Origin of the sequence: Nitrosomonas sp. (assembly GCF_022842015.1) — a bacterium.
GTDB lineage: Bacteria > Pseudomonadota > Gammaproteobacteria > Burkholderiales > Nitrosomonadaceae > Nitrosomonas.
In genome coordinates this window covers 1-25186 of record NZ_JALHQJ010000048.1, presented here as the reverse complement: position 1 = coordinate 25186, position 25186 = coordinate 1, and the positions used below count along the sequence as shown (strand labels likewise).

23 protein-coding genes and 1 pseudogene are annotated in these 25186 nt (G+C 43.5%); 9 read left to right on the top strand and 15 right to left on the bottom strand.

Going from position 1 to position 25186, the window contains the following annotated elements:
* The 5 genes and pseudogenes from Q0C11_RS10010 to Q0C11_RS09990 form a co-directional block, all read right to left on the bottom strand.
* Positions 1-864, bottom strand: a pseudogene (locus Q0C11_RS10010) (IS3 family transposase); the annotation flags it as partial.
* Positions 865-1208: 344 nt separating this feature from the next.
* Complete coding sequence (locus tag Q0C11_RS10005) at positions 1209-2810, bottom strand: type I restriction-modification system subunit M (RefSeq protein WP_293007542.1); 1602 nt, start codon at positions 2808-2810, stop codon at positions 1209-1211.
* Between the two features lie 147 nt (positions 2811-2957).
* A complete protein-coding gene (locus Q0C11_RS10000; protein WP_293007540.1) occupies positions 2958-3146 on the bottom strand; it encodes a hypothetical protein in 189 nt (62 codons plus the stop codon).
* A 111-nt stretch (positions 3147-3257) separates the two neighbouring features.
* On the bottom strand, positions 3258-5297 hold the full coding sequence (gene recG / locus Q0C11_RS09995; RefSeq protein WP_293007538.1) for an ATP-dependent DNA helicase RecG: 2040 nt from the start codon (positions 5295-5297) through the stop codon (positions 3258-3260).
* Positions 5298-5303: 6 nt separating this feature from the next.
* Positions 5304-5693, bottom strand: coding sequence for a RidA family protein (locus tag Q0C11_RS09990; protein WP_293007536.1), 390 nt, complete (start codon positions 5691-5693; stop codon positions 5304-5306).
* 152 nt (positions 5694-5845) lie between these two features.
* Between Q0C11_RS09990 and murA the strand changes: the two genes are divergently transcribed.
* The gene (gene murA / locus Q0C11_RS09985; RefSeq protein ID WP_293007534.1) at positions 5846-7102 is read left to right on the top strand and encodes a UDP-N-acetylglucosamine 1-carboxyvinyltransferase; all 1257 of its coding nucleotides are present in this window, start codon (positions 5846-5848) and stop codon (positions 7100-7102) included.
* A gap of 148 nt (positions 7103-7250) precedes the next feature.
* Here the strand turns inward: murA and Q0C11_RS09980 are convergent, their stop codons facing one another.
* Entirely contained in the window at positions 7251-7448 is a 198-nt protein-coding gene (locus tag Q0C11_RS09980) for a transposase (protein ID WP_293007532.1), read from the bottom strand.
* Between the two features lie 116 nt (positions 7449-7564).
* Complete coding sequence (locus Q0C11_RS09975; RefSeq protein WP_293007530.1) at positions 7565-8179, bottom strand: hypothetical protein; 615 nt, start codon at positions 8177-8179, stop codon at positions 7565-7567.
* 253 nt (positions 8180-8432) lie between these two features.
* On the opposite strand from Q0C11_RS09975, the gene argH reads away from it, so the two are divergent.
* The 6 genes from argH (at position 8433) to htpX (ending at position 15277) form a co-directional block, all read left to right on the top strand.
* Complete coding sequence (gene argH, locus Q0C11_RS09970) at positions 8433-9851, top strand: argininosuccinate lyase (protein WP_293007528.1); 1419 nt, start codon at positions 8433-8435, stop codon at positions 9849-9851.
* A complete protein-coding gene (locus Q0C11_RS09965) occupies positions 9835-10719 on the top strand; it encodes a fructosamine kinase family protein (RefSeq protein ID WP_293007526.1) in 885 nt (294 codons plus the stop codon). Before argH ends, Q0C11_RS09965 begins: the two co-directional genes overlap by 17 nt.
* An 87-nt stretch (positions 10720-10806) precedes the next feature.
* Positions 10807-12483 (top strand): CTP synthase, encoded by a 1677-nt coding sequence (locus tag Q0C11_RS09960; protein WP_293007524.1) that lies wholly within the window; start codon positions 10807-10809, stop codon positions 12481-12483.
* A 136-nt stretch (positions 12484-12619) separates the two neighbouring features.
* Positions 12620-13903, top strand: a complete 1284-nt coding sequence (eno, locus tag Q0C11_RS09955; protein WP_293007522.1) for a phosphopyruvate hydratase — start codon at positions 12620-12622, stop codon at positions 13901-13903.
* Entirely contained in the window at positions 13903-14211 is a 309-nt protein-coding gene (gene ftsB, locus Q0C11_RS09950; RefSeq protein WP_293007520.1) for a cell division protein FtsB, read from the top strand. Before eno ends, ftsB begins: the two co-directional genes overlap by 1 nt.
* A 184-nt stretch (positions 14212-14395) precedes the next feature.
* A complete protein-coding gene (gene htpX / locus Q0C11_RS09945; protein ID WP_293007518.1) occupies positions 14396-15277 on the top strand; it encodes a protease HtpX in 882 nt (293 codons plus the stop codon).
* Between the two features lie 98 nt (positions 15278-15375).
* On the opposite strand, the gene Q0C11_RS09940 is transcribed toward htpX, so the two are convergent.
* The gene (locus Q0C11_RS09940) at positions 15376-15720 is read right to left on the bottom strand and encodes an exosortase system-associated protein, TIGR04073 family (protein WP_293007516.1); all 345 of its coding nucleotides are present in this window, start codon (positions 15718-15720) and stop codon (positions 15376-15378) included.
* Positions 15721-16073: 353 nt separating this feature from the next.
* On the opposite strand from Q0C11_RS09940, the gene Q0C11_RS09935 reads away from it, so the two are divergent.
* A complete protein-coding gene (locus tag Q0C11_RS09935) occupies positions 16074-17363 on the top strand; it encodes a diguanylate cyclase (protein WP_293007514.1) in 1290 nt (429 codons plus the stop codon).
* 430 nt (positions 17364-17793) lie between these two features.
* Here the strand turns inward: Q0C11_RS09935 and Q0C11_RS09930 are convergent, their stop codons facing one another.
* The 4 genes from Q0C11_RS09930 to gluQRS all read right to left on the bottom strand — a co-directional run bounded on the left by Q0C11_RS09930 (position 17794) and on the right by gluQRS (position 21032).
* Positions 17794-18246: a PAS domain-containing protein gene (locus Q0C11_RS09930; protein ID WP_293007512.1), complete on the bottom strand. Its 453-nt coding sequence runs from the start codon at positions 18244-18246 to the stop codon at positions 17794-17796.
* 56 nt (positions 18247-18302) lie between these two features.
* Positions 18303-18788, bottom strand: a complete 486-nt coding sequence (locus tag Q0C11_RS09925) for an SRPBCC family protein (protein ID WP_293007510.1) — start codon at positions 18786-18788, stop codon at positions 18303-18305.
* Between the two features lie 24 nt (positions 18789-18812).
* Positions 18813-19976, bottom strand: a complete 1164-nt coding sequence (locus Q0C11_RS09920; protein ID WP_293007508.1) for an FAD-dependent oxidoreductase — start codon at positions 19974-19976, stop codon at positions 18813-18815.
* Between the two features lie 162 nt (positions 19977-20138).
* On the bottom strand, positions 20139-21032 hold the full coding sequence (gene gluQRS, locus Q0C11_RS09915) for a tRNA glutamyl-Q(34) synthetase GluQRS (RefSeq protein WP_293007506.1): 894 nt from the start codon (positions 21030-21032) through the stop codon (positions 20139-20141).
* Positions 21033-21177: 145 nt separating this feature from the next.
* On the opposite strand from gluQRS, the gene mpl reads away from it, so the two are divergent.
* Positions 21178-22572, top strand: a complete 1395-nt coding sequence (mpl, locus tag Q0C11_RS09910; protein ID WP_293007504.1) for a UDP-N-acetylmuramate:L-alanyl-gamma-D-glutamyl-meso-diaminopimelate ligase — start codon at positions 21178-21180, stop codon at positions 22570-22572.
* 43 nt (positions 22573-22615) lie between these two features.
* Here the strand turns inward: mpl and Q0C11_RS09905 are convergent, their stop codons facing one another.
* From Q0C11_RS09905 to Q0C11_RS09895, 3 genes are all read right to left on the bottom strand, one after another.
* Positions 22616-23143, bottom strand: a complete 528-nt coding sequence (locus Q0C11_RS09905; protein ID WP_293007502.1) for an adenine phosphoribosyltransferase — start codon at positions 23141-23143, stop codon at positions 22616-22618.
* A 127-nt stretch (positions 23144-23270) separates the two neighbouring features.
* Entirely contained in the window at positions 23271-24368 is a 1098-nt protein-coding gene (gene nirK / locus Q0C11_RS09900; protein ID WP_293007500.1) for a copper-containing nitrite reductase, read from the bottom strand.
* 245 nt (positions 24369-24613) lie between these two features.
* Positions 24614-25186 (bottom strand): monovalent cation:proton antiporter family protein (locus Q0C11_RS09895; RefSeq protein ID WP_293007498.1); only part of this gene is annotated, 573 nt, incomplete at its 5' end.

The window sequence follows — 25186 nt, the reverse complement described above, 5'->3', positions numbered from 1 at the left end:
TCTTCCAAAGCCGTTCGACAAGCACGTTGTCACGCCAGCTACCCTTGCCATCCATACTGATCTGGATACCGTTATCCTTCAGCATCCCGGTGAATTCCAAGCTGGTGAATTGGCAACCTGTCAGTATTGAAGATATCCGGCTTGCCCAGTCGATCACGGCAAACAGATAAACGAAGCCACGCTTCATTGGAATGTACGTGATATCTGCTGCCCAGACATGGTTTGAGCGAATGATGAACAAATTCCGCAATAGATACGGATAGACTGGGTGCGCCTGATACCGCTTGCTGGTGCTGGGCTTGCGGTAGATTGCGTGGATTCCCATTCGCTTCATCAGCGTAGCTACACGACGCCGGCCGAATAGACTTCCTTCACGTCTGAGCATTTTGGAAAGCATTCTGGCGCCTGCAAAGGGATGGTTCAGATGCAATTCGTCTATCCGGCGCATCAGTGCAAGCTCTTCCGCTGATAGCGGAACCGGTTGGTAGTATTATGCTGTTGAGCGTGCCACATCCAGTAACTGACATTGCCTCACCAGCGGCAGTGCGTGAGTTCGGTTTATCATTGCTTTGCGCTCAACAATCCCGCCTTGATGAGCGCGCTTTCTAAAAAATCATTCTCCAGCGTGAGCTGTCCAATCTTGGCGTGAAGTACCTTAAGATCAGGCGCGGCGGCCTTTGCTTTTGAATTACTCCCGAACACAGCAATTGCAGATTCCTGTAATTGCTGTTTCCATTCCGAAATCTGGTTCGGATGTACATCGAATTGTTCAGCTAACTCAGCTAGTGTCTTATCACCCTTGATCGCCGCTATTGCCACCTTGGCTTTGAATCCCGCTGCGTGATTCCTTCTCGTCCTTCTCATACTCTCGCTCCTTTTTTGCCGTCTATTACACGGCTTGGGTTGAGCAAGATTAACACTTATCCGACTGTCCGAATTTGCGAGGCCACTTCTGTCATCTTTAAAAACTAGAAAATTTCTATGCTTATCTTTAAGCTCGAAAGGTAAATAGGAAGAATTGCCTTGTGTCATTTTCTGAATACCAACATCCGCAATTTTTAACCATTTAACACCATTCGATTGAGAATGGTTACTTGAAAAGGCATAACCAGAGAAAATTGATAGCGTGTCTCCCATAATTTTCTCAACCCATTCCGGAAACTCACGCCCATCTTCATTCTTAAACCGCAGCTTAGGCACATTCATACTTATTTCCCAGCGACGGCAAACGACGGAGCAATCCCTAATTTTTGGCAGTATGCCGCAATGGTTGCATCTGTTTGCTGGCTTTGTTGATCAAGTGCTTTAAGCTGTTCTGCAATACTGTTCAAGTCAATTTCTTCCTCGGCTTCAAAGGTATCGACATACCTCGGAATATTCAGGTTGTAGTCATTGGCTTTGATTGATTCCAGGCTTGCCACAGCGCTGTATTTATCTTCATTCGTGCGCGCCAAATAAGCGTCGACAATCTTCTGGATATGTGCCGGGCGTATGATATTTTGTGTTTTGACTTTATCAAAGTGCTGGCTGGTATCGATGAATAAAATATCGTTGGGATTTTTGCGACATTTTTTGAAGACTAATACCGTGGTGGGAATAGCCGCGCCATAAAACAAATTGGCAGGCAAACCAATCACGGCATCCAGGCAATTCATTTGCTCAATCAGATACTGACGGATATGGCCTTCTGCTGCACCTCTAAACAGCACGCCATGCGGCAATACCACAGCCATCGTGCCATCATCAGCCAATTGATAAACCATGTGCTGCACAAACGCCATATCGGCTTTGCTGCTGGGTGCCAGCTTGCCATATACGCTGAAACGATCATCGCTCATAAACAGAGGGCTGGCACTCCAATGTGCTGAAAACGGTGGATTGGCAACTATCGCATCAAAGCGCAAATCCCGGTGCTGTGGGTGTTCCAGCGTATCTTCCTGACGGATATCAAAATCAGCATAATGCACGTCATGCAAAATCATGTTCATACGTGCCAGGTTGTACGTGGTGCGGTTTAATTCTTGCCCGTATATCTTATCTACATGATCCGCTTCACGCTTGACACGCAGCAATAGCGAACCACTGCCACACGTTGGATCGTATAAGGTTTTGAGGTTTTTATTCTGGCTGGTGACCAGTTTGGCCAGTAAGGTGGAAACCGGCTGCGGGGTGTAGAATTCACCGGCTTTTTTACCCGCACCGCTGGCAAATTCACCAATCAGATATTCATACGCATCACCTAGCACATCAGCCGTACCATCAGCCAGATTAAAGTCGATCTTATCCAAATGCACCAGCACCTTGGCCACCAGTGCATTCTTCGCTTTTTCAGTCGCACCCAGTTTGGAAGAAGTCAGGTCTAAATCTTCAAACAGATTACTGAAGTCATCCGCGCTATCGGTGCCCAGTGTGCTTTGTTCAATGTTTTTGAGGATGCGGGCAAGATCAGCCAGAATAAAGTTGTGACTATCACCCAGGTTTTCAGTATCAAGCTGGTTATTGCCTTTCATCGCAACCGCATGAAACAGTTCGGAAGGCTTTAAGAAGTAACCTAATTGTTTTACCACGGCATCCTGCACCGCTTGCACAATCTCGGCACCATCTTCCGTATGCTCATCCAATTCGGCAAACTTGAGATGGTCTTCTGCCAACAAAACATCGGCATAGCGCTCAACTTTTTCAGACAGGTATTTGTAAAAGATAAACCCCAGAATGTAATCGCGGAATTCATCCGCATTCATTTTGCCGCGCAGGGTGTTGGCGATATTCCAGAGTTGTTGCTGAAGCTGACGGCGTTGTTCTTCGGTCATGGTTTTTCTTGGTTTGGAATGTGCCAGTATGGTAATACAAAAGAACAGCACGGCAAAACATAAGCAATGATCGCTGCTTAGGTTCTGCCTAATGTTTTATAGCTTTGACACTTTTGCCAAGGTGGCAGAATAAAACCGATAAACCGACTACACCGATTCAATCTTCCATCTTGCTGCGTTATGTGTTGAGGTGTCCTGGACTAAACCCAAGCCGTTGACTATTTGCCTGGCATGGCGTTTGATCCACCATCCAAGAAGCTTGCGATTTACACTGCCATCGCGTTCACCCGCAATATCACCAATTATTTCCCGCAGGTCATCCCCAGCAAGTAACAAGGTACTTGCATCTTTGACTGATGCAGGGGCATGGCCGACTGCGCCGCAAATGCAGCTTCAAAGGTTTTCTGGGATGTAGCAACAAAATGCTCTGATTGCTGGTTACTGTTATTACACACGCAAATACTCGGTCTTATCGCCCAGCCAACGTGCAATATGCCGCTGTGCGAGTTCCGGGTAGTTATTCAGCATTTCATTGGCCGAGTCTTGTGCGGCTTTCAGTAACTCACCGTCTTGCTCTAAATCGGCAAAACGCAACATCGGAATTCCGCTCTGGCGCGCGCCAAGAAATTCACCGGGCCCTCTCAATCGCAAGTCCTGGCGAGCGATTTCAAAACCATCGGTGTATTCAAAAATGACTTTGAGTCGTTTGCGAGCAATCTCCGATAAGGGTTGCTGGAACAACAAAATGCAAATACTCGCCTCCGTTCCACGCCCGACACGGCCACGCAACTGGTGTAATTGCGACAATCCCATGCGCTCGGCATTTTCAATCACCATTAGCGAAGCATTGGGCACATCCACGCCCACCTCGATCACGGTTGTTGCCACTAATAGTTGAATTTTTCCTTGCTTGAACAACAGCATGGCTTCAGCTTTCTCCTGCTGGGACAGGCGTCCATGCACCAGACCCACATTCAATTCCGGGAAAGTTTTGCTCAGATGCTGATACGTTTCCACCGCGGTCTGCAGTTGCAACGCTTCAGATTCTTCAATGAGCGGGCAAACCCAATATACTTGCCTGCCCTGCTGGCACGCGCGATGTATACGTGCGATGATTTCATCACGGCGATTATCTGCGATTAATTTAGTCACTACGGGCGATCTGCCAGGCGGCAGTTCATCGATAACTGACACATCCAGATCTGCGAAATAGCTCATCGACAACGTGCGCGGAATAGGCGTGGCGCTCATCATCAATTGATGCGGCATCAGATCGGATTGCGCGCCTTTGATCCGCAGCGCCAGACGCTGATGCACGCCAAAGCGGTGCTGTTCGTCAATAATCGCCAAGCCGAGCTGTTGAAAGGTTACTTGGACTTGGAATAAAGCATGTGTTCCCACAACAAGTTGTGCCACACCTGACATGATTTTATCCAACTCGATTTGCTTCTGCTTTTTCTTCAACCCTCCCGTTAGCCAGGCAACGTGGACTCCCAGGGGTTCAAACCAAGCGGATAATTTTACGAAATGCTGCTCGGCAAGAATTTCAGTCGGCGCCATGATAGCCGCCTGGAAGCCATTCTCAATCGCCTGCAATGCAGCCAGCGCAGCCACAATCGTTTTCCCGCTGCCAACATCACCTTGCAATAGACGTTGCATTGGATAAGCGATTGCCAAATCACGGCTGATTTCCTCATACACTTTGAACTGCGATGAAGTCAATTCAAAGCCAAGCTGTGCTAGCAACTGATTCTTCAGTATATTTTTTTGTTGCAGTACCGGTGCACTGCGGCTTCTCCGCTGTCGGTAATGTAAGCGCATCGATAACTGCTGCGCCAGCAATTCATCAAACTTGATGCGCCGCCATGCTGGATGTGTCCGTGTTTGTAAAGCCTCGATCGATTCTTCCGGGGACGGATGATGCAAGCACAGTACACTATCGCTAAAACCTTGCAGTCGATATTTTCTGATGATTTTCTCAGGTACAGTTTCGGTCAGTGCATGCACCGTTTGCGCATCCTGCAATCCCTGCCTGATTATTTTCGCTAAAATATTTTGCGTCAAACCCGCCGTGGTGGCATAAACCGGCGTCATCGAATCCGCCAGCGATTCCCCTTCCCGCACGATACGGCATTTCGGATGCACCATTTCGATGCCAAAGAAACCGCCACGAATCTCGCCCAGCAACCGGACACGCTTACCCACCGCGTAGGTTTTAACCTGGCTGCCGTAGAAATTCAGAAAACGCATGACCAAGGTGCCGCTACCGTCTTCAACTTGGCACACCAATTGTCGCCTAGGGCGGACAACCACTTCATTATGAACGATCACGCCTTCAATCTGCACTGTTTGCCCTTGCGGCGCATCGCCGATCGGGAACAAATGCGTTTCATCTTCATACCGGATCGGTAGATGCAAAATCAGATCTAATTCACTGTGGATGCCTAAGCGTGATAATTTCTCCTGCACACTGGCACTAACAGACAATGCCTTTTATTCCTGCAATACCATGACCCCATCCATTTCTACCAACGCACCGCGCGGCAGAGCTTTGACACCGATTGCCGCACGCGCAGGATAGGGCTGTACAAAATGGCTGGCCATGATTTCGTTGACTAATGCAAAATTGTCGAGATCGATTAGAAAAATATTTAATTTCACAATATCGTTCAAACTACCCCCGCTCGCTTTCGCCACCGCTTTCAGATTGGAGAACACCTGCTGGATCTGAGCTTCGACCCCATTCACCATTTGCATACTGAGCGGATCCAATCCGATCTGACCCGATAGATACACGGTATCCCCTCCGCTAACCCGGATTGCTTGAGAATAGGTGCCGATGGCTTGTGGCGCATCCACAGTGTGAATTATTTGCTTAGTCATTCCTTCTCCTTATGAATTGATTCGATATTTTTTGATATAGTCGGCACTATTGCATAACCTTTATCGCACTATTACGTTATGATGCAGCGAACTTTGGTACATTTCAACCACGCAAGAATATTATTAAAATTTATATTTAAGTTATTCACATTATGCAAAAACTGATCATCCAGGGTGGTGTACCACTGCACGGCGAAATCACCATTTCGGGGGCAAAGAATGCTGCGCTGCCCGTCTTATGTGCCGCACTTCTAACCAAGGAATCTTTAAAAATAAAAAATGTACCGGCGCTTCAGGATATTATCACCATGCTCTCACTGCTCAAACAAATGGGAACAAATGTTTCTGCGCCGCATGCTTCGGAAATAACGTTATCAGCAGCTACATTGACTCATCTTGTCGCCCCTTATGAAATGGTTAAAACCATGCGCGCAGCTATCCTGATACTAGGACCTTTGCTCGCCCGCGCAGGAGAAGCCAATATTTCACTACCCGGTGGTTGTGCGATCGGTCTACGACCCGTCGATCAGCATATCAAAGGCCTGCAAATGATGGGCGCCGAAATCCATATCAAACACGGCTATATTCATGCTGTGGCGAAGAAACTACATGGCGCTCGCATTGTACTTGACATCATTACCGTCACCGGAACAGAAAACCTGATGATGGCCGCAACTTTGGCGGAAGGCACAACGATACTTGAAAATGCTGCCCGCGAGCCGGAAGTGGTCGATCTGGCCAATTGCCTCATTGCTATGGGTGCAAAAATTCATGGTGCGGGCACCGATATCATTACCATTGAAGGCGTACCATCACTGCATGGCGCTGAACACACGGTCATGCCTGATCGAATAGAAACGGGAACTTTCTTGGTCGCGGCGACAGCAGCCGGCGGTGAAATTCTTTTAAAAGAAACAGATGGCCATTTGCTCGATGTGGTTCTGGACAAACTCACCGAAGCAGGGGCCCATATTGACTCTAATGAAAACTGGATCCATTTAAAAATGAATACCAAACCGAAATCAATCAATATACGCACCGCTCCTTATCCAGCCTTCCCGACCGATATGCAAGCACAATTCATGTCATTGAATTGCGTTGCTTCTGGGACATCCATTGTCACTGAAACGATTTTTGAAAACCGTTTAATGCATGTGCAAGAATTAATACGCATGAATGCCAATATTGAAGTTGAAGGCAATGTAGCCATTATCCACGGCATTCCCCGGCTTGATGGCACTCATGTCATGGCGACCGATTTACGCGCATCAGCCAGTCTCGTGATTGCTGGTTTAGTGGCACAGGGAGAAACCGTAATTGATCGTATCTACCACCTGGATCGTGGTTATGAAAATATCGAGAGAAAATTATCGGTGCTGGGCGCGCAAATCCAGCGCACTCAATCTTAGGGACCTTTGCAAAACTCAACGAATTATCAAATTTGTTACAATTTCTGATTTTTTGTGCGTATCGCGATATTTTTTAGTCATTTCCTTGCTGAAATCACGCAAACAATCACTTTTTTCGATCATTGTCGGCTCAGAAGGCGCATTTGTCCTATGATTGCAATTGTATCTGCCTATTAACATACAATCTGGGCAATCTTTTCAGGTTGTATACCGTGGCTTGTAAAATACGCCAGGCATGTGCTTGTGTTAATCGTGCCCTGAAACGAGACAGTACCGAATGATCCGGAATATCGTTTTCCAAACTCAGGCCCAAAAACCGCATCACGTGCAGATTCGCGTTAGCCATGTCTTCTCATCACTGAGTCCACCGTGCAAAATTTTCAAACAATAAAAAAGCCTTTGCAAGTGCAAAGGCTTTTTAACTAATGGCAACAAACTAAACCATGCGATAGTCAATTCGCACTATAGTTTCTGCTGTTTGTAGCTGACAATAACCGTAGCAATTTTCTTGTTCAATCCCATCACAGGTACAACCAGTATTTTTTTACCGTCAACATCTGATTTGACAGTGATTTTCTGCAGACTCAAAATCTCTCTAGGAAATAATTCCGCACCATTAGATTCTTCCAACCGTTTGTCCGTTGAAACCAACAGTTTTCCATCATCATCTATTAATACAACACGTTCGGTATCCTTCATTTTGACGATTTCATTCAAATACTGGTCTATTTGATCAATATTATTACGAATTAACTCACCGCGAACTGCCCAGGACAAAATCTGCCCAAAGCGCTCTTCTTCTTTGATATATTGTTTATCAGCATATTCACGGGCTTGCTGTGTAATAAGCACACGCTCTTGCTCAAGCTTCTTGACCATGTCAGCTTCTACTTTACTGACAGCAATAAACTTCCAAGCAAAAATAACGACAATGATCCCAACCAACACCACTGCATACTTACCTGGAAACTGCCTGGTCGGAACTTTAGCCAACCATTCAAACTTGGCGCTTAATAGTGAAAAAAAGTTATCAACTTGCGATTGTTGGCTCTGATTTTGCTTGTTGCTAGCTGTCATGGATAACTCCTTGTGTTATTGGTAGCGAGGAAATACGAATTATCCACTAATCCTTAAGGAAGTAAAAGCAGCGCACGCAATTAACTAGTAGTTTTACGCGTGATTTGCTATTTTTGCATCAGAACTACAACACATACGGATATCCTCATCTCACAAGATAACTCACCTGGTATTTTGTTCTATAATGAATACTTCATAGCATCTTGTATAGAAAACAAGGAATTTCAGCAACATACTGGATAATAACTCTACAGTGAAAAAAGAAAACCATAAAAATACGTGGTCTGGACGTTTCAACGAACCGGTCTCAGCACTTGTGGAACGCTATACCGCTTCTGTTGATTTTGATCAACGTCTCGCCGAATATGATATCCAGGGATCGCTAGCCCATGCACAAATGCTTGCAGAGCAAGGAATTATCAGCACCGAGGATTTTACGGCCATCCAGCAAGGGTTACATCAAATCCGCGACGAAATCAGACTGCATCAATTCACATGGCTACAAGAGCTTGAAGATGTTCATTTAAATATTGAGAAACGTCTAACGGCTTTAGTCGGAGATGCTGGCAAACGATTGCACACCGGGCGGTCCCGCAATGATCAGGTCGCCACCGACATTCGTTTATTTTTACGCACTGCCATTGATGAAATCACCAACCTGATTAAAGCTATGCAACTTGCCTTGCTAAATTTAGCGGAGCAACATATTCACACAATCATGCCCGGATTTACACATCTTCAAGTTGCACAACCCGTATCTTTCGGCCATCATCTGATGGCTTATTTTGAGATGTTAAAACGCGATTTAGAGCGAGTGAACGATTGCAGAAAGCGCGTAAATCAATCGCCACTAGGCGCAGCTGCATTGGCTGGCACTAGCTATCCAATCAAACGCGAACGAGTGGCGCAATTGCTGAGTTTTGATGGCGTTTGCCAAAACTCCCTGGATGCGGTATCAGACCGGGATTTTGCTATCGAATTCTGTGCCTGCGCAGCGTTGATCATGACGCATCTATCGCGGATGTCGGAAGAATTCATTTTATGGATGAATCCTGCCTTCGGTTTTATCCAACTTGCAGACCGATTCTGCACCGGGTCGTCCATTATGCCGCAAAAAAAGAACCCTGATGTACCGGAACTGGTGCGCGGCAAAACCGGTCGAATCAACGGTCATTTGGTAGCGCTGCTAACATTGATGAAAGCCCAACCGCTTGCCTATAACAAGGATAATCAGGAAGACAAAGAACCACTGTTTGATACGGTCGACACCTTGACTGATACATTGCGGATATACGCCGATATGCTCAGTGGCGTGCAAGTAAATCAACAAGCGATGCGCAAATCGGCTTTACGCGGTTATGCAACGGCCACGGATCTGGCCGATTATTTGGCTAAAAAAGGCACTCCTTTCCGAGATGCGCACGAAATCGTGGCAAAGGCAGTGCAATTTGCAGAACAAAAAGGTTGCGATCTCAGCGATCTTGAGCTCAGTGAATTACAAAAATTTTCTCCACAGATTGAATCCGATATTTTCGCTGTCTTGACGCTCGAAGGTTCGATGCAAAGTCGAAAACACACTGGTGGCACAGCGCCTGAACAAGTACAAGCAGCCATTCAAAAAGCCAAAGAATGGTTAGCTGCAGAAAATTTAAAGCATGCAAACATGGCATAAGATCAGCAAGCAAATCTCTGCTGCCACTGATAGCTTCTTCGAAGTTAAACAGGCTCACTCCATCGGCGGTGGCTGCATCAGTCAGGCTTATTGCATTACAAACGGAATACAACGCTATTTTGTCAAACTAAATTCTTCTGGGAATCTGCCCATGTTTGAGGCTGAGGCCGCTGGCCTCATAGAGATTCACCACTCACACACATTGCGTGTTCCAGTACCTGTTTGTTCTGGACAAGATACTCATGCAGCATGGCTCATTTTGGAATATCTGGATATTAATAATGGCAAACGTGGCAAAGCATCTGATTTAGGCCAACAACTCGCTGCTATGCATCGTACGACATGCAGTCAATTTGGCTGGATTCGCGATAATACAATCGGACAAAATCCGCAAATAAACACGATTTCTTCAGATTGGGTCGAATTCTGGCGCATGCACCGTCTAGGTAGTCAGCTCAATTTGGCTAAAAATAATGGATTTAATGGAAAACTGCAACAGCTTGGCGAACAATTACTGGAGAATCTGGAACAATTTTTTCCAGATACTCCGCCATCATCTTCACTATTGCACGGCGATCTTTGGAGTGGTAATTATGCTTATGATGAAACAGGAAGACCGGTGTTATTTGATCCCGCGGTATATTTCGGCGACCGTGAAGCCGATATTGCAATGACTGAACTTTTTGGTGGGTTTTCAGCTGATTTTTATTCTGCTTACCGCTGTGACTATCCTTTGGATTCCGGTTATAATATCAGGAAAGTAGTTTATAACCTGTATCATGTCCTTAATCATTTAAACCTGTTTGGTGGGAGCTATTACTTCCAGGCTGAACAGATGATAAGTAAATTACTTGCAGAAATTCGCTAATAAGCTCTGAATCACGTTGCTCGTTCAAACGACATACAAAAGCCACCTTACTGTTCCAATGAACTATTCAAATTACGATAACCACTCATGACCAAGTATGTCTTTGTGACAGGCGGCGTTGTTTCTTCCTTGGGCAAAGGAATTGCAGCTGCATCTCTCGCCGCACTGCTTGAGTCGCGTGGACTTAAGGTGACAATGCTTAAACTGGATCCCTATATCAATGTGGATCCCGGCACCATGAGCCCGTTCCAGCATGGTGAAGTGTTCGTGACTGAGGATGGCGCCGAAACAGATCTTGATCTGGGTCATTATGAGCGTTTTATTACTACCCGTATGACTCGGCATAATAACTTCACTACCGGTCAAATCTACGAAAGTGTCATTCGCAAGGAAAGGCGTGGCGATTATCTCGGAGGCACCGTTCAGGTTATTCCGCATATTACGGATGAAATTAAGCGCTATATACAAGCTGGCGTGGGTAACGCGCAAATTGCGATTATTGAAATTGGCGGTACGGTCGGTGATATTGAATCACTCCCTTTTCTGGAAGCCATCCGACAAATGGCCGTGCAGAATCCGCGCACGGATACCTGCTTCATCCACCTTACCTTATTGCCTTATATCGGTTCGGCCGGAGAGCTAAAAACCAAACCAACTCAACATTCAGTCAAGGAGCTACGTGAAATTGGAATCCAGCCGGATGTTTTGCTGTGCCGCTCAGACCGTGAACTACCCGAGGAGGAGCGCCGAAAAATCGCGCTCTTTACCAATGTTCAGGAAGAAGCAGTCATATCAGCCATCGATGTGGACAGCATCTATAAAATTCCGGGGTTACTTCATGCCCAGATGCTGGATGGAATTATCTGCCATAAATTGAATATCCTGGCCAAACCAGCAGATCTGAGTGTCTGGAATAAATTGGTTTATGCACTCGAACATCCCAAACACACGATTACTATTGCCATCGTAGGTAAGTACGTCGATTTAACTGAATCTTATAAATCATTATCTGAAGCTTTGATTCATGCCGGCATCCATACTAACAGCAGGATTAACATCAATTACGTTGATTCTGAAAATATTGAAACAGAAGGCACCCATAGTCTGAGCGAAATGGATGCAATCCTGGTTCCGGGCGGATTTGGCAAGCGCGGTGTCGAAGGTAAAATAATGGCCATCAACTTTGCCCGAACCAATCGCATACCGTACTTGGGGATTTGTTTAGGCATGCAACTGGCCGTGGTTGAATATGCACGCAACAGAACTGGCATGAAAGCTGCTCACAGCACTGAATTCAATCCCGACACACCATTTCCCGTTATTGGACTGATTACCGAATGGCGGACTCGGGATGGGCAAATTGAAACACGCGATGAAAATTCCGATATTGGTGGCAGTATGCGGTTGGGAGGGCAAGAATGTATTTTGAAGAAAGATACCCTCGCCTGGAAGACCTATGGTACAGATAAAATTAACGAGCGTCACCGTCATCGCTATGAAGTTAATAATCTTTATATCTCTAGATTAGAAAAAGCAGGACTTTGCATTAGCGGCTTTTCCAAGGAAGAGAATCTGTGCGAAATGATAGAGCTGCCTGAAGCTGAACATCCTTGGTTCTTGGGTTGTCAGTTTCATCCGGAATTTACTTCCACGCCACGGTTGGGACATGCGCTCTTCAAGTCCTATGTGCAGGCAGCAATCCAATTTTCTGACAAGCATCAGCTTGCTGGGGATGAAAAAATCCACGCAGTACGCAATAGTTGACGGAATACGAAAACCTTAGAATCTAACAATAAAAAAGATAATCAAAATTACCTTTACATAATTTGCATTATAAATCAAAAAATTACCATTCACCAATCAACATAACAGCAAACACAAACAACAGGAAAAATGCAGCATGAGTGCAATTGTAGATGTCATCGCCCGTGAGATTTTGGATTCTCGCGGTAATCCAACTATCGAAGCAGATGTAATGCTGGAATCTGGAGCTTTAGGCCGCGCCTCAGTTCCTTCCGGCGCATCTGTTGGGACCAAAGAAGCAGTGGAACTACGCGATGGTGATGCACAACGTTATTCCGGGAAAGGTGTTCTTAAAGCGGTAGAAAATGTTAACACCGAAATCTCCGAGGCATTAATGGGCTTGGATGCTGTCGATCAAAGCTTCATTGATCAATCCTTAATTGATTTAGACGGATCCGAAAACAAGTCCAGATTGGGCGCCAACGCAATTCTTGCAGTATCGCTGGCGGTTGCCAAAGCAGCCGCCGAGGAGTCAGGATTGCCGCTATATCGCTATTTAGGGGGTTCTGCTTCAATGTCAATGCCCGTTCCGTTAATGAACTTAATTAATGGCGGCGCGCATGCCAACAACAATATCGACATGCAGGAATTTATGATTGTGCCGCTGGGAATCTCAAATTTTCATGATGCCATCCGATGTGGCGCCGAGATTTTCGGCACCCTCAAAAAACTTATCAACAACAAAAACATGCCTACTACAGTAGGCGACGAAGGTGGATTCGCGCCTAACCTGGAAAACAATGAAGCGGCTTTGCAATTAATCGTAGAGGCTATTGATCAAGCAGGTTATCAACCTGGAAAAGATGTTGCAATTGGCGTTGATTGCGCCAGCTCAGAATTTTTTCATGATGGCAAATACCATCTATCTTCTGATGACTTGCATCTGACATCAGCCCAATTCGTTGATTATTTATCATCGTGGGTGGATAAATATCCTATTATCAGTATCGAGGACGGCATGAGTGAGCATGATTGGGACGGATGGAGGTTACTAACTAGTAAATTGGGTGACTCAATTCAATTGGTCGGTGACGATATCTTTGTCACCAATGCAAAAATCCTACAGGAAGGCATCAAGCAAGGTATTGCTAATTCTATCTTAATCAAAGTAAACCAGATTGGTACATTAACAGAAACATTCTCGGCCATTGAAATGGCAAAATGTGCTGGTTATACCGCCGTCATCTCACATCGCTCAGGAGAAACTGAAGACACTACCATCGCCGACATCGCAGTAGCAGCCAATGCGCTACAAATCAAAACCGGCTCACTATCTAGATCTGACCGCCTTGCCAAATACAATCAACTATTACGAATTGAAGAAGATTTAGGGGATACAGTAAGATATGCCGGTCGGAGCGCATTTTATCAACTTAAATAATGAAGCTACTAAGTTTCACACTACTTATACTAGTCGTCGCAATGCAATATCCATTATGGCTGGGCAAAGCGAGCTGGTTGAGAGTTTGGCAAGTAGATCAAGAAGTTGCCGCGGCACGTAAAAATAATGTGCTATTACAGAATCGCAATAACAAGTTAGAGGCTGAAGTCAATGACCTAAAACAAGGACTTGAAGCAATTGAGGAGCGCGCCCGTAGCGATTTGGGCATGGTCAAGGAAGGAGAAATACTTTTCCAGATTGTCAGAAATGCACCGCTTCAAAATTCCCAATCAGATATCGCACAATAAAATCCACCTGAATTCCTGAACGAACCGAGCACCCAATACTCTTTAAAATCGAATAATCACTATCTGGCTTCTTATCAATTATCCGATTTAGCCTTAACTTAAATAAAACTTGCTTGAAAAAAGACACACAATTCACATATTACTTCTGATTCTTTCAGACTAAATCTTATCGTGGAGCAAAAGAATGAAAAGAGTTTTTCTTTTTTTAATTACTAACTTAGCCATCATTTTTGTTCTTAGCATTACCTTACGACTGTTCGGATTTGAAAGAATTCTGGACGAACAGGGTACGGGACTGGATATTAATTCATTGTTATTGTTTGCAGCTGTATTCGGATTCGGTGGCTCATTCATGTCGCTTGCCATGTCAAAATGGACAGCTAAACGTTTTACAGGTGCACAAACAATAGAAATGCCACGAAACGCACAAGAACACTGGTTAGTGGCTACCGTGCAGCGACAAGCAAAGATTGCAGGTATTGGTATGCCAGAAGTAGCCATTTATGAAGCGCCGGATGTCAATGCGTTTGCCACTGGAATGTCAAAAAATGCCGCATTGGTTGCCGTGAGTACTGGATTATTAAATACCATGAGCCAGGATGAAGCTGAAGCAGTGCTGGCTCATGAAGTCAGTCATATCGCAAATGGCGACATGGTTACTTTGGCGCTGATACAAGGCGTCGTCAACACATTTGTAATCTTTCTGTCACGCGTCATCGGACATACGATAGATCGCACCGTATTCAAAACGCAAGAAGGTCACGGACCCGCTTTCTGGATTACGACTATTATTGCTGAAATTGTTCTGGGTGTTCTGGCCAGTATCATTGTCATGTGGTTTAGTCGCCAACGCGAGTTTCGTGCCGATGCAGGCGGGGCCAGTCTAGCAGGTAAAGAAAAAATGATTGCTGCACTTCGACGATTACAATTAACTCAGAAGCAGGCTCATTTACCTGATCAGCTAGCTGCTTTTGGTATTTCCGGAAGCAGAAATGGATTAACGAGCTTATTCATGTCGCATCCACCACTGGAAGAAAGAATTGCGGCACTTGAATCACAACACTAGACTTTGACATTAGTAGACGATGAGAAACGCCATGCAAATCACATGGCGTTTTATCTTATATAAGAAATCTCTTATAAAATTAGTTGCACTGTAAAAAATCAATAAGATGTTTCTCTCGAAAAATCTTCCCAGATATATGGCGGATTTACTGAAGGTTTTAATGGCATCCAGAAGGTTGCCACATCCAATGCTCCAACGAGTGTACGACCCACCGTATGCATGAGACCCATTGCCAGTCCAACGGTGACACCATAAATCGGGCCATCTTTCTGTCCCGTCAGCACAATATTCTTTGGTAATTCTACCCATCCAGTAGTCACGTTTGCTATTCCACTTACAAATCTCTCACCCGAAGTGTTGAAGTTACTGCCAGAAGCAACCGCCTGAGACGAGAGAACAAAAGAAATCGCAAGTACCAAAGATAATTTAACAATACTTCCCATCAAAAAACCCCCTTTATACAGTTTTTAGAATTAACTGAATTTTTGCCTTTCATAGAAACAAGCAAGAATTCCCTAGCAGTTTACCCTTTCGGAATTAATCATACAAATCAAGCTGCAAATATACTGTGATCTATCCGTTTTATATAACTAACCTTGAATCTCTGTAAATCTCACAGAACAAATCTGCTTTGTATACGGATCACCAACAATCACGATTGAGTTTGCAATTCACGGTAACTCAATAACTTCTAAAAAAAACAAGCTGAATGTCGATAACTATGTTCCTAGAAAAGTTAGTAGCCAACTAATTTACTGATCATATCCAGATTATGTCATTGAAAGGACACCATAGCATGGAAGGACTTATTGTTGAACCATCCAGAACTTATCAGAAACTTTTATCATCTGCTATCGAATTAGGTGGATTGGAAACAAAACAAGTTTCAACTGGCAGTGAAGCATTAATGTTGTTGAGAAATCAACCATTTGACCTGATATTTATTGCAATGCATTTACAAGACATGAATGCCTCCAAGTTTTCATCTCATCTTCGGGCGGATTCGCACACCTGTCAAATACCTGTGGTTATGATAACTTCTAATGAAGACAAAGAATTATTGGACGAAGCATTTTCGGCAGGTGTAACAGAAATATTTGCAAAGCATGAGCTCGATAAAATTACAAGTTATGCAGCGCGGTTTTCCAAGAAAAATTGCAGCAAGACAATCTCTGGATATATTCTATATATTGAAGACAGTCAAACAACTGCTAATCAGACATTGACCATACTCCGAGACAATGGATACACCGTTGACCATTTCACTAGCGGTGAAGAAGGTATGCTGGCATTTCAGAAAAATGCATATGATTTAGTGCTCACTGACATACTGCTGAAAGGAAAATTAAACGGTCGCGGTACTGTAAAAGCCATCAAACAACTTGAAAATCAGAACAAAAATCACATCCCTTTGCTAATATTCTCAGTTCTTGACGATGTTGCACACAAAGTGGAATTGCTGCGTTTAGGAGTGAATGATTATGTGACCAAACCACTCATTCAAGAAGAACTACTTGCTAGAATTAATAATCTGATTACCAGCAAGAAACTACTAGATAAGGCAATTGCACAACAAAATCTGCTACAAGAAATAGCAATGAAAGACCCATTAACCGGTCTGTACAATCGCTATTTCTTGTTGGAGGCAGCAGCATCAAAAATACGTGATGCAACACGGCATAATATTCCATGTAGTTTAATCATTATTAATACAGATCATCCTAGATTAATCAATGAGAATTATGATCATTCACGGAGTGATACTATTCTAAAAGACATAGCATCACTCCTCAAAAAATCTATTCGCAGAGAAGATATCGCTGCCCGATTTGATGGAGAAGAGCTTGTACTTTTGTTATCTCATTGCAACATCGAAGATGCAACAATCATCGCAGAAAAGATACGAAAATCAATTGAAAATTTGCAGCCAAACAGTTTAAATACTACTGTAAGTATCGGCATTACGGAAACACATCATAAATTTTCTTTAGATTTCTCAGATTTACTCAGAACCGCTAGGGAAGCTCTTCATCATGCCCGATTAAATGGGGGTAATGAAGTAGTTGCTCGTACCATTCGCCAATAATTCTCGTTGCCTATGGCTATTAACACGCTCTGCTACGGTTTACTGCTACTGAACACAGCTATCTAAGAGAGTAAAAACTTAGAGAAGTGAAAATGGAAGGAGCAGCAAAACGAAGGCGTTATCCAGATAGCTACTGTACTGCTCTACTTACGGAGCGCGTTTGCGTATAACCCAAGCCAGGCGTAGTTGGTACCAGCGCGAAACACTGCTAAATTCAATCAGAGATCGGATAGCCCTGAATCTGATAATTTTCTCAATCTTGAGACTATCAATCATGAATCCAGTGGTATGAAGTAGCTCCTTTAACTGCTCAATTTGAAAGTAAAAACGTTTACTGACGTTACAAAAGAAATACGCTGCAATAGCGATAAACAGGCAGAGCCGCAAAGAACTGATTCATGCCGATGGTTTCTCTGATTATCTGAAAGATTTATCTCTTAAGTGCTACCAGCTGCTCCTTCAAAGCTTTAATTTCCTCTTCTGCCCGGATTTGTGGGGTAATATCGTACTGTACTCCGAGGAAATACAGGAGGTTTCCGTTTGAGTCAAAAAGTGGAGACATCAGTAAGTGATTATAAAACAATTCGCCATTCTTACGATAGTTCCGCAGCACCACTTCAACGGATGTTTTATTCTTTATGGCTTCCCGGAGTTGATTAACAGCTGCCTGATCATGCTCATTTCCCTGTAAGAAACGGCAATTCTTGCCTACGGTCTCCTCCAATGTATAACCCGTTATAGCTTCAAATGCCTTATTGACATATACCAAAGGCAAATCCTCTTGATCAGGATCAGCCAATGATACTCCATTGACACATGAATCAAGAATCTTGGACAATACTTGTGGAATTAATCCAGGGTCTTTTTCAACGATAAAATCCATGATTTTCTCTCCAGGTTTATCAGCTCTTGGCTAAATGCGCACATTGCGATGATTGATTAGTTTGAACCAGCTCCAGCAATATCAGCCTCAATGAGTTTCTTGATGTTCTTTACGGTTCTCTCCGTTCCGTCCTGAACCGCAATGCGCACCAGTTTCTCAAAGGGTCTTACATGAAGATCGAGACTTAACAGTTCAAAGGAAAAAGTTATTTTGCTTTCAGTCTCATTGATTGATTCCATCAAATAATCGCATCGATAAGGATCGGATGTTCCTTTAAAGCAAATCCGTTTACCAATATCAAAAGCTTCAACTTTAAAAGTTGATTCCGAGCGATTACCTTGGTCGACACGTACTTGCCGACATACCGTTCCCAGTTGTACTGGGCCTTCAGTCTGCTTTTCCAATTCCTTGACTTCTGGCGACCAACGAGGATAGTTAACAAGCAAGTCATTGCCAATAAAATTGAAAAGCTTATCTGCCGGACATTGAATAGTTGTGCTGGCCTTGCCTATTACAGGATTATCTTTAAACAAACCAAGCATATCATATCTCCTGCGTAGTATTTGCTAAACCAAGTAAGTATCGATACCTGTCAATAATAAATCATATTGAGCTTCTACGAGCTCTTTTATTGTCAGTGCCGGTATGCCTGTGATCAAGTTTCCTTCCGAAACCAGCCACCCAACAGCATCCGCGGGTCCAATGCTTACGACGTAACCTAATTCGTGATGTATATAGGGTTCAAGTAGTCCAGGAAAGCCTGAATGTCGCAATATATTGCGCGCTACTAATTTTCCTTTACGAACGGCTGATTGTGCTGTTAGGGTATTTGATCCCCACGATTGATAGTGCGAACAGTCACCGACTGCAAAAATATTCTGCAAAGGCTTCTGATTAACTAGAACCTGCCCAAAAGCATTAGCCGTATAAGTTTTTTGCTGCTTCTTGCCCAGAAACAAAATTGATGCACTGGACGGCAGTTCAAATTGCTTCTTTGTAATCTTTTCGGTTAGCAAAACCGTATCAGGGCGTTGCTCACTGTAATATGTCTTAGGGTAAAAAGCAATATTCAAGTCACACATTCTGGATTCAGCGTAAGCCCCAAAACCATCGGGAAATTGCTCAAGCACATGTTCGCCTGAATGAATCAAGCGTAATTCTGCGTTACTTTTCACACGCGCCAAAAACTGTTTAATCTCAAACAGAAACTGTATGCCGGTCGCACCGCCACCCACAACAGAAATTGCTTGGCTCGAAGCCTTATTTTGATCAAGAAATTTTCTTAATAAATCAGATCCATCGGTAGTAGTGAAATCATACAAACTTAATACATTTTTGGAATCCATAGCATCAGATGCGCTATTCTCGCACCCGGATGCTATGATCATATAATCAAAATTAAGAGTCGCTTCATCGAGAATTAATTGTTTGTTTTTTTGGCAATTCTGCAATGCATTTTTATCAAAATTGACTGATGCCAGCACATGTCTGCACCCGAAACGATTTTCCAGGTCCCTGAAAGAAAATAATAAATCTGTTAATGGATACCTGAATGTTTCATGCAAATGTGTAATTTTCAGATGCTGCGTTCTGGGATCTATGAGTGTGATATCTGTATCTGGAGCGAATTGCAAAAGATTTGTCAATGCCGCAAGCCCTGCGTACCCTCCGCCCACAATAACTATTTTCAGTTTTTTTTGTTTCGCTATATTAAAAGGCAAAAAAGCCACAACATCTCCTTACCTGATGTTATTAGGGAACATGATTTATCTCGATATTTTTAGTTTCAATCTAAACAATTTTCAGCGATATTGCTATATCGTCGATACTACAGACTAGCACAAATATTGCTTTGATAGCTTCAATTCGAAACTAATCTCATTCACATAAAATCATCGTGGAATAAGATTAATTTGCCAATTCTTCCTAGCCCATTTCCAGAAGGATGAAAGATCACCTTCGAGTATCTCCAGAGGGGGGTTTTGTCCCAGGAAATACAGCGCCTTGACTAGTTGCGGCAGTACACTTTCGAGTTCTATTGGCTCAGCGTTTGTTTGTTTACTGAGTTTCTCACCCTCTACATTAGTTACGACCGGAAGATGCATATATCGCGGCGTGCTAAAACCTAATAATTGTTGGAGAAATATTTGGCGTGGCGTAGAGTCTAAAAGATCTGCGCCACGTACGACATGCGTGATACCTTGTTCGGCATCATCGACTACAACCGCCAATTGATAGGCATAAACTCCGTCAACTCGGCGTAGTACAAAATCACCAATCTCCAGCTTTAGTTTTTGCGAATATGATCCCTTTAAAATATCTTGAAATTGAATTTGATTTTCATTTGTTTGAACACGCAGCGAATATGATTTACCCAACGAGGGAGGATTTTTCAAACACGTTCCGGGATAAATAGGCCCACTAAAACCAATAATACTGGAATCAGCAACTTCTTTTCTTGAGCAGACACATGGATAAGTTAAATTTTGGTTCTCTAACCTATTAAGTGCTTCTTGATAAGCTTCTGAGCGTCGGCTTTGAAAAATAATTTCTTCGTCCCATTCCATTCCTAGACTTTCTAACGCAAATAGAATTTCACTCGCAGCTCCCGGCACTTCACGCTGAGAATCAATATCTTCAATTCTAACTAGCCACTTACCTTGATTAAATTTTGCATCGAGATAACTGCCTATAGCCGCAACTAGCGAACCAAAATGCAAAGGTCCAGTTGGCGATGGTGCAAACCGGCCACGATATTTTTTTTCTATCAACGGATGAGCACTCACAAGAGAAAGTATGTTGAATTTATAAAATACTACACTACTACATTGCATCGGTATTACTGACTAAACTTATGAACTATAATTTACCAATCAGAACAATTGATTTGTTTTTCTATTTCTTCTAAACGAAATTCTTTTAAGCTGGATCATGCACATTCACATACTTGGAATTTGTGGCACTTTTATGGGAGGGATTGCAGCCATTGCGCGAGAATCCGGGCATAAGGTAACAGGCTGCGATCAAAACGTTTATCCGCCAATGAGTACACAGCTTGAGTCTCAAGGCATAGAATTAATATCAGGGTACTCAGCCGAACAAATCCAACTTCAGCCAGATATATTCGTAATTGGTAATGTAATTACCCGCGGAAATCCACTGATGGAAGAAATTCTTAATCGGAATTTACCTTACATTTCTGGCCCACAGTGGTTATCGGAAAACATTCTGAGGCACCGCTGGGTACTTGCTGTTGCCGGAACACATGGCAAAACCACGACCAGCTCAATGCTGGCCTGGATATTAGATTACGCTGGATTAAACCCAGGCTTTTTGATTGGCGGAATTCCCGAGAACTTTGGCCTATCTGCAAGAATTGGAAGTATTCCATTAGAGCACACACAGGATTCCGAATCAGGTTCTGCTGAAATTTCAACGTTTTTCGTTATTGAGGCCGATGAATATGACACGGCTTTCTTCGACAAACGCTCTAAATTTGTTCATTATCATCCCAGAACTGCGGTATTAAACAATATTGAATTTGATCATGCCGATATCTTTCCCGATCTTTCAGCCATCAAGCGTCAATTTCATCACTTTGTACGAATTATTCCCAATAACGGTTTGATCGTAGCCAATAGAAAAGATGAGAATATAAAACAAGTTCTGACACAAGGCTGCTGGACTCCAGTGGAGGAATTTGGGACTGAAGCTAGTTGGAACGCCCAATTGCTCGCAAACAATGCAATGGATATTTATTGTGGTCGGATCCATCAAGGACGTTTGCATTGGGATTTATTAGGAGAACATAATCGCATGAATGCTTTGGCAGCATTAATTGCTGCCAGACATGCTGGAGTGCCCGTCGAAACAGGAATTACAGCATTATCAGAATTCAAGAATGTTAAACGTCGCATGGAAAAATGCGGCACCATCAACGGCATTACTATTTATGATGATTTTGCACATCATCCTACTGCAATTCAAACGACATTGAATGGTTTAAGAACCCACATTGGTCAGGAAAGAATTATTGTGGTACTCGAACCTCGCTCTAATACGATGAAAATGGGCGTTTGGAAAGATTATCTTGCGCACAGCCTGCAAGAGGCTGATCATGTTTTTTGCTTCACGCGCGATTCGCAATGGGCAAAATCAGCCCTAAACACATTAAACGAGCGAGTCGATTACTGCGATGACTTAAATCTGTTAATAAAAAACATCGTTGCGATTACAAAACCTGGAGACCATATCTTGATCATGAGTAATGGCAGCTTTGATGGTATTCACGATAAGTTATTATCAGTCTTGCAAGAGAATCAGTGATACATTCTGATACAAATACTTGGGACAGGTTAGTGCAGGATGCTTACTCATCCTCGAATTCACATAATGCAAAGACTCTATGCCCCTGTTTCTCCAAGCGAGCTCTCCCCCCAACGCCTGGCAAATCAATCACAAAACAGCATTCCACGACTTTTCCACCCATATCTTCTATAAGACCTGCAGCCGCTTCTGCAGTCCCACCAGTTGCAATCAGGTCATCTATCAAAAGTATCTGATCCCCCGGTTGAATTGCATCTACGTGAATTTCAATACGATCACTGCCATATTCCAATTGATAGTCTCTTCCCAGTGTTTCCGCAGGCAGTTTGTTTTGTTTACGGATAGGCACGAAGCCTTTGCCTAATTGATAGGCAACCGGTGCACCAATGATGAATCCACGCGACTCGATTCCGGCCACTTTATCAATCGTTACCGTATCATAGCGATTAGCAATCTCCTGTATGGTTATATACAGTCCAAAAGGATCTTTTAATAGTGTTGTGATATCACGAAACATGATTCCATGTCGTGGATAATGCGGGATGGTGCGAATTCGAGATTTAATGGGCATATTCGAATGATATTTATAAAAAATATAATGTGCAAAATGCACACATTGCGAATGAAAAAGGCCTCAACCCTTTATAGGTTGAGGCCTTTTATTTTATATGACTTTAATAGCTACACTAAATCAAATCTTAGTGATCCATTGCAGCTTTTGCATCAAAGCTTGCAGGAGCTTTAAGCTGAGTCATCAGGTCATCGTTCCATTTACCTTCAACGTTCATATGTAGTGCAGCACCTAGCAATACAGCTTCAATCAGGTTATGACTGAGGTATACATACAGACCTGGTTGTTCAAATTGATAGGCTGCAGCAACTGCTGCACCGGCTGGAACAAACCAAGTTTCTTGACCTGTAAGCGGTGTGTCACCGAATGAACCACCTACCCAGTACAGATCAGCATGGCCACCAATCAAATGCGGATAGGAAGCGCGATTAGCTTGTGAATGGATAAACAGAACTTTCTCGCCTACTTTAGCTTTCAGTGCGTTGTCACCCGTAATTGCACCAACGGCACCGTTAAACACTACGTGAGTTGGAATAAGTCCTTTAGATAACTCTAACATGTCTGCCATGCCTTCGGCTGGTGAGCCATAGGTTTTGAAGTTACCTTTATCGTCTTTTGGCAGATAGAAATCTTGTTCACCAATGTAATAAGCTTTATCGTATGTGTATGGTTTGCCTTTCGCATCTTTTAGGCCGTCTTTTGGCAGCACCATAACGGCACCACTCATACCTGACAGGACGTGAAACGGAATCATGGTTCCGCCAGGTGCGCAATGATAAACAAATACACCTGGTTTAACAGCCTTCCAGCGTAAAACCACTTCTTCGCCCGGTTGTACCAGTGTTAAACCAGCACCACCCAATGCACCGGTTGCTGCATGGAAATCCACGTTATGTGCCAACGTGCTTGATTTTGGATTAACTAAGGTCAATTCAACATAATCGCCTTCGTGCACAACAATTAGCGGACCTGGAATGCTACCATTAAATGTCAGACCCCATACTTTTGCACCTGGTGCAACTTCCATCAGCTTTTCGGTAGTCTCCATGCGAACTGCAACAACCTTTGGTCCTTTAGAAACCTGATCGTGCACTGGTACATTTGGTGGAACCACCAATTTTTGTGTTACACGTGGTAACTTAGAAATGTCTTGTGCTACTGCTACTTGTGTAGCAGCAAAACAAAGCAATCCCAATCCTACTATCGCCTGAACAGCTTTAATCATATATCCCTCCATAAATGATGAACTTTGCGCTTTTTTTATGCGCCATTCTTAATTTGTTGAAACAATCTCAAATTGCTTCAACACTTTCCCTTTTCTGAATTATAAGAGTAAAGGGCAGCGTGGGAACTATACACTTTCTTCGTTGTACTGTCTATTTTTACGTGACGTAAACCACTGAAATCTTTTTAATAAAGTCACAATATGAATAGGGTATTTTCTTATTACATGAATGAAAAATAATTCTTTTATCCTTGTAATAATTTAATTTCCGCAGCAGCTAAATTGTCTTGTGTACCTCTGAGTACAATAACGTCACCCGCTTCAAGTCGTGTCTCACCAGTAGGCATTAATCCACGAATGTTTCGCCTTCTCACCGCAGTTACCTCAACAGCCATGCTGGCCAAATCAAGATCGCGCAAAGTTTTATTGATAGCTGCTGCGTCCGGAGTCATCATTATTGTGAGTAGCCGTGGAAATAATCTCTCATGATCGTTTTCCGTCTCATCGGTCAATCCGTGATAGAAGCCACGCAATAAGCTGTATCGCTGCTCACGAATTTCCCGTATGCGTCGCAATATGCGACCCGTCGAAATATCAACAAACATTAAAGCATGGGATGCCAGCATCAAGCTTCCTTCCATGATTTCTGCCACGACTTCCGTAGCACCCGCATCTTTCAATAAATCAATATCGGAATCATCACGAGTTCGAACGACAACAGACAGCTCTGGACGCAATTCCTGCACATGTTTCAAAATTTTTAAGGTCGAAATGGTATTGGAGTAGCTCACAACCAATACTCTTGCACGCATCAACCC

Bases quoted from the DNA above. Each gene is read 5' to 3' on its own strand.
- Q0C11_RS09930 (WP_293007512.1), bottom strand. From the start codon at position 18,246: ATGGATTTTATCGTTGAAAAAGACCCTGGATTAATTCCACAAGTATTG.
- Q0C11_RS09960 (WP_293007524.1), top strand. From the start codon at position 10,807: ATGACCAAGTATGTCTTTGTGACAGGCGGCGTTGTTTCTTCCTTGGGC.
- htpX (WP_293007518.1), top strand. From the start codon at position 14,396: ATGAAAAGAGTTTTTCTTTTTTTAATTACTAACTTAGCCATCATTTTT.
- Q0C11_RS09905 (WP_293007502.1), bottom strand. From the start codon at position 23,143: ATGCCCATTAAATCTCGAATTCGCACCATCCCGCATTATCCACGACAT.
- eno (WP_293007522.1), top strand. From the start codon at position 12,620: ATGAGTGCAATTGTAGATGTCATCGCCCGTGAGATTTTGGATTCTCGC.
- Q0C11_RS09965 (WP_293007526.1), top strand. From the start codon at position 9,835: ATGCAAACATGGCATAAGATCAGCAAGCAAATCTCTGCTGCCACTGAT.
- Q0C11_RS09925 (WP_293007510.1), bottom strand. From the start codon at position 18,788: ATGCTTGGTTTGTTTAAAGATAATCCTGTAATAGGCAAGGCCAGCACA.
- nirK (WP_293007500.1), bottom strand. From the start codon at position 24,368: ATGATTAAAGCTGTTCAGGCGATAGTAGGATTGGGATTGCTTTGTTTT.
- Q0C11_RS10005 (WP_293007542.1), bottom strand. From the start codon at position 2,810: ATGACCGAAGAACAACGCCGTCAGCTTCAGCAACAACTCTGGAATATC.
- murA (WP_293007534.1), top strand. From the start codon at position 5,846: ATGCAAAAACTGATCATCCAGGGTGGTGTACCACTGCACGGCGAAATC.
- mpl (WP_293007504.1), top strand. From the start codon at position 21,178: ATGCACATTCACATACTTGGAATTTGTGGCACTTTTATGGGAGGGATT.
- ftsB (WP_293007520.1), top strand. From the start codon at position 13,903: ATGAAGCTACTAAGTTTCACACTACTTATACTAGTCGTCGCAATGCAA.
- Q0C11_RS09990 (WP_293007536.1), bottom strand. From the start codon at position 5,693: ATGACTAAGCAAATAATTCACACTGTGGATGCGCCACAAGCCATCGGC.
- Q0C11_RS09940 (WP_293007516.1), bottom strand. From the start codon at position 15,720: ATGGGAAGTATTGTTAAATTATCTTTGGTACTTGCGATTTCTTTTGTT.
- Q0C11_RS09975 (WP_293007530.1), bottom strand. From the start codon at position 8,179: ATGACAGCTAGCAACAAGCAAAATCAGAGCCAACAATCGCAAGTTGAT.
- Q0C11_RS09935 (WP_293007514.1), top strand. From the start codon at position 16,074: ATGGAAGGACTTATTGTTGAACCATCCAGAACTTATCAGAAACTTTTA.
- Q0C11_RS09980 (WP_293007532.1), bottom strand. From the start codon at position 7,448: ATGGCTAACGCGAATCTGCACGTGATGCGGTTTTTGGGCCTGAGTTTG.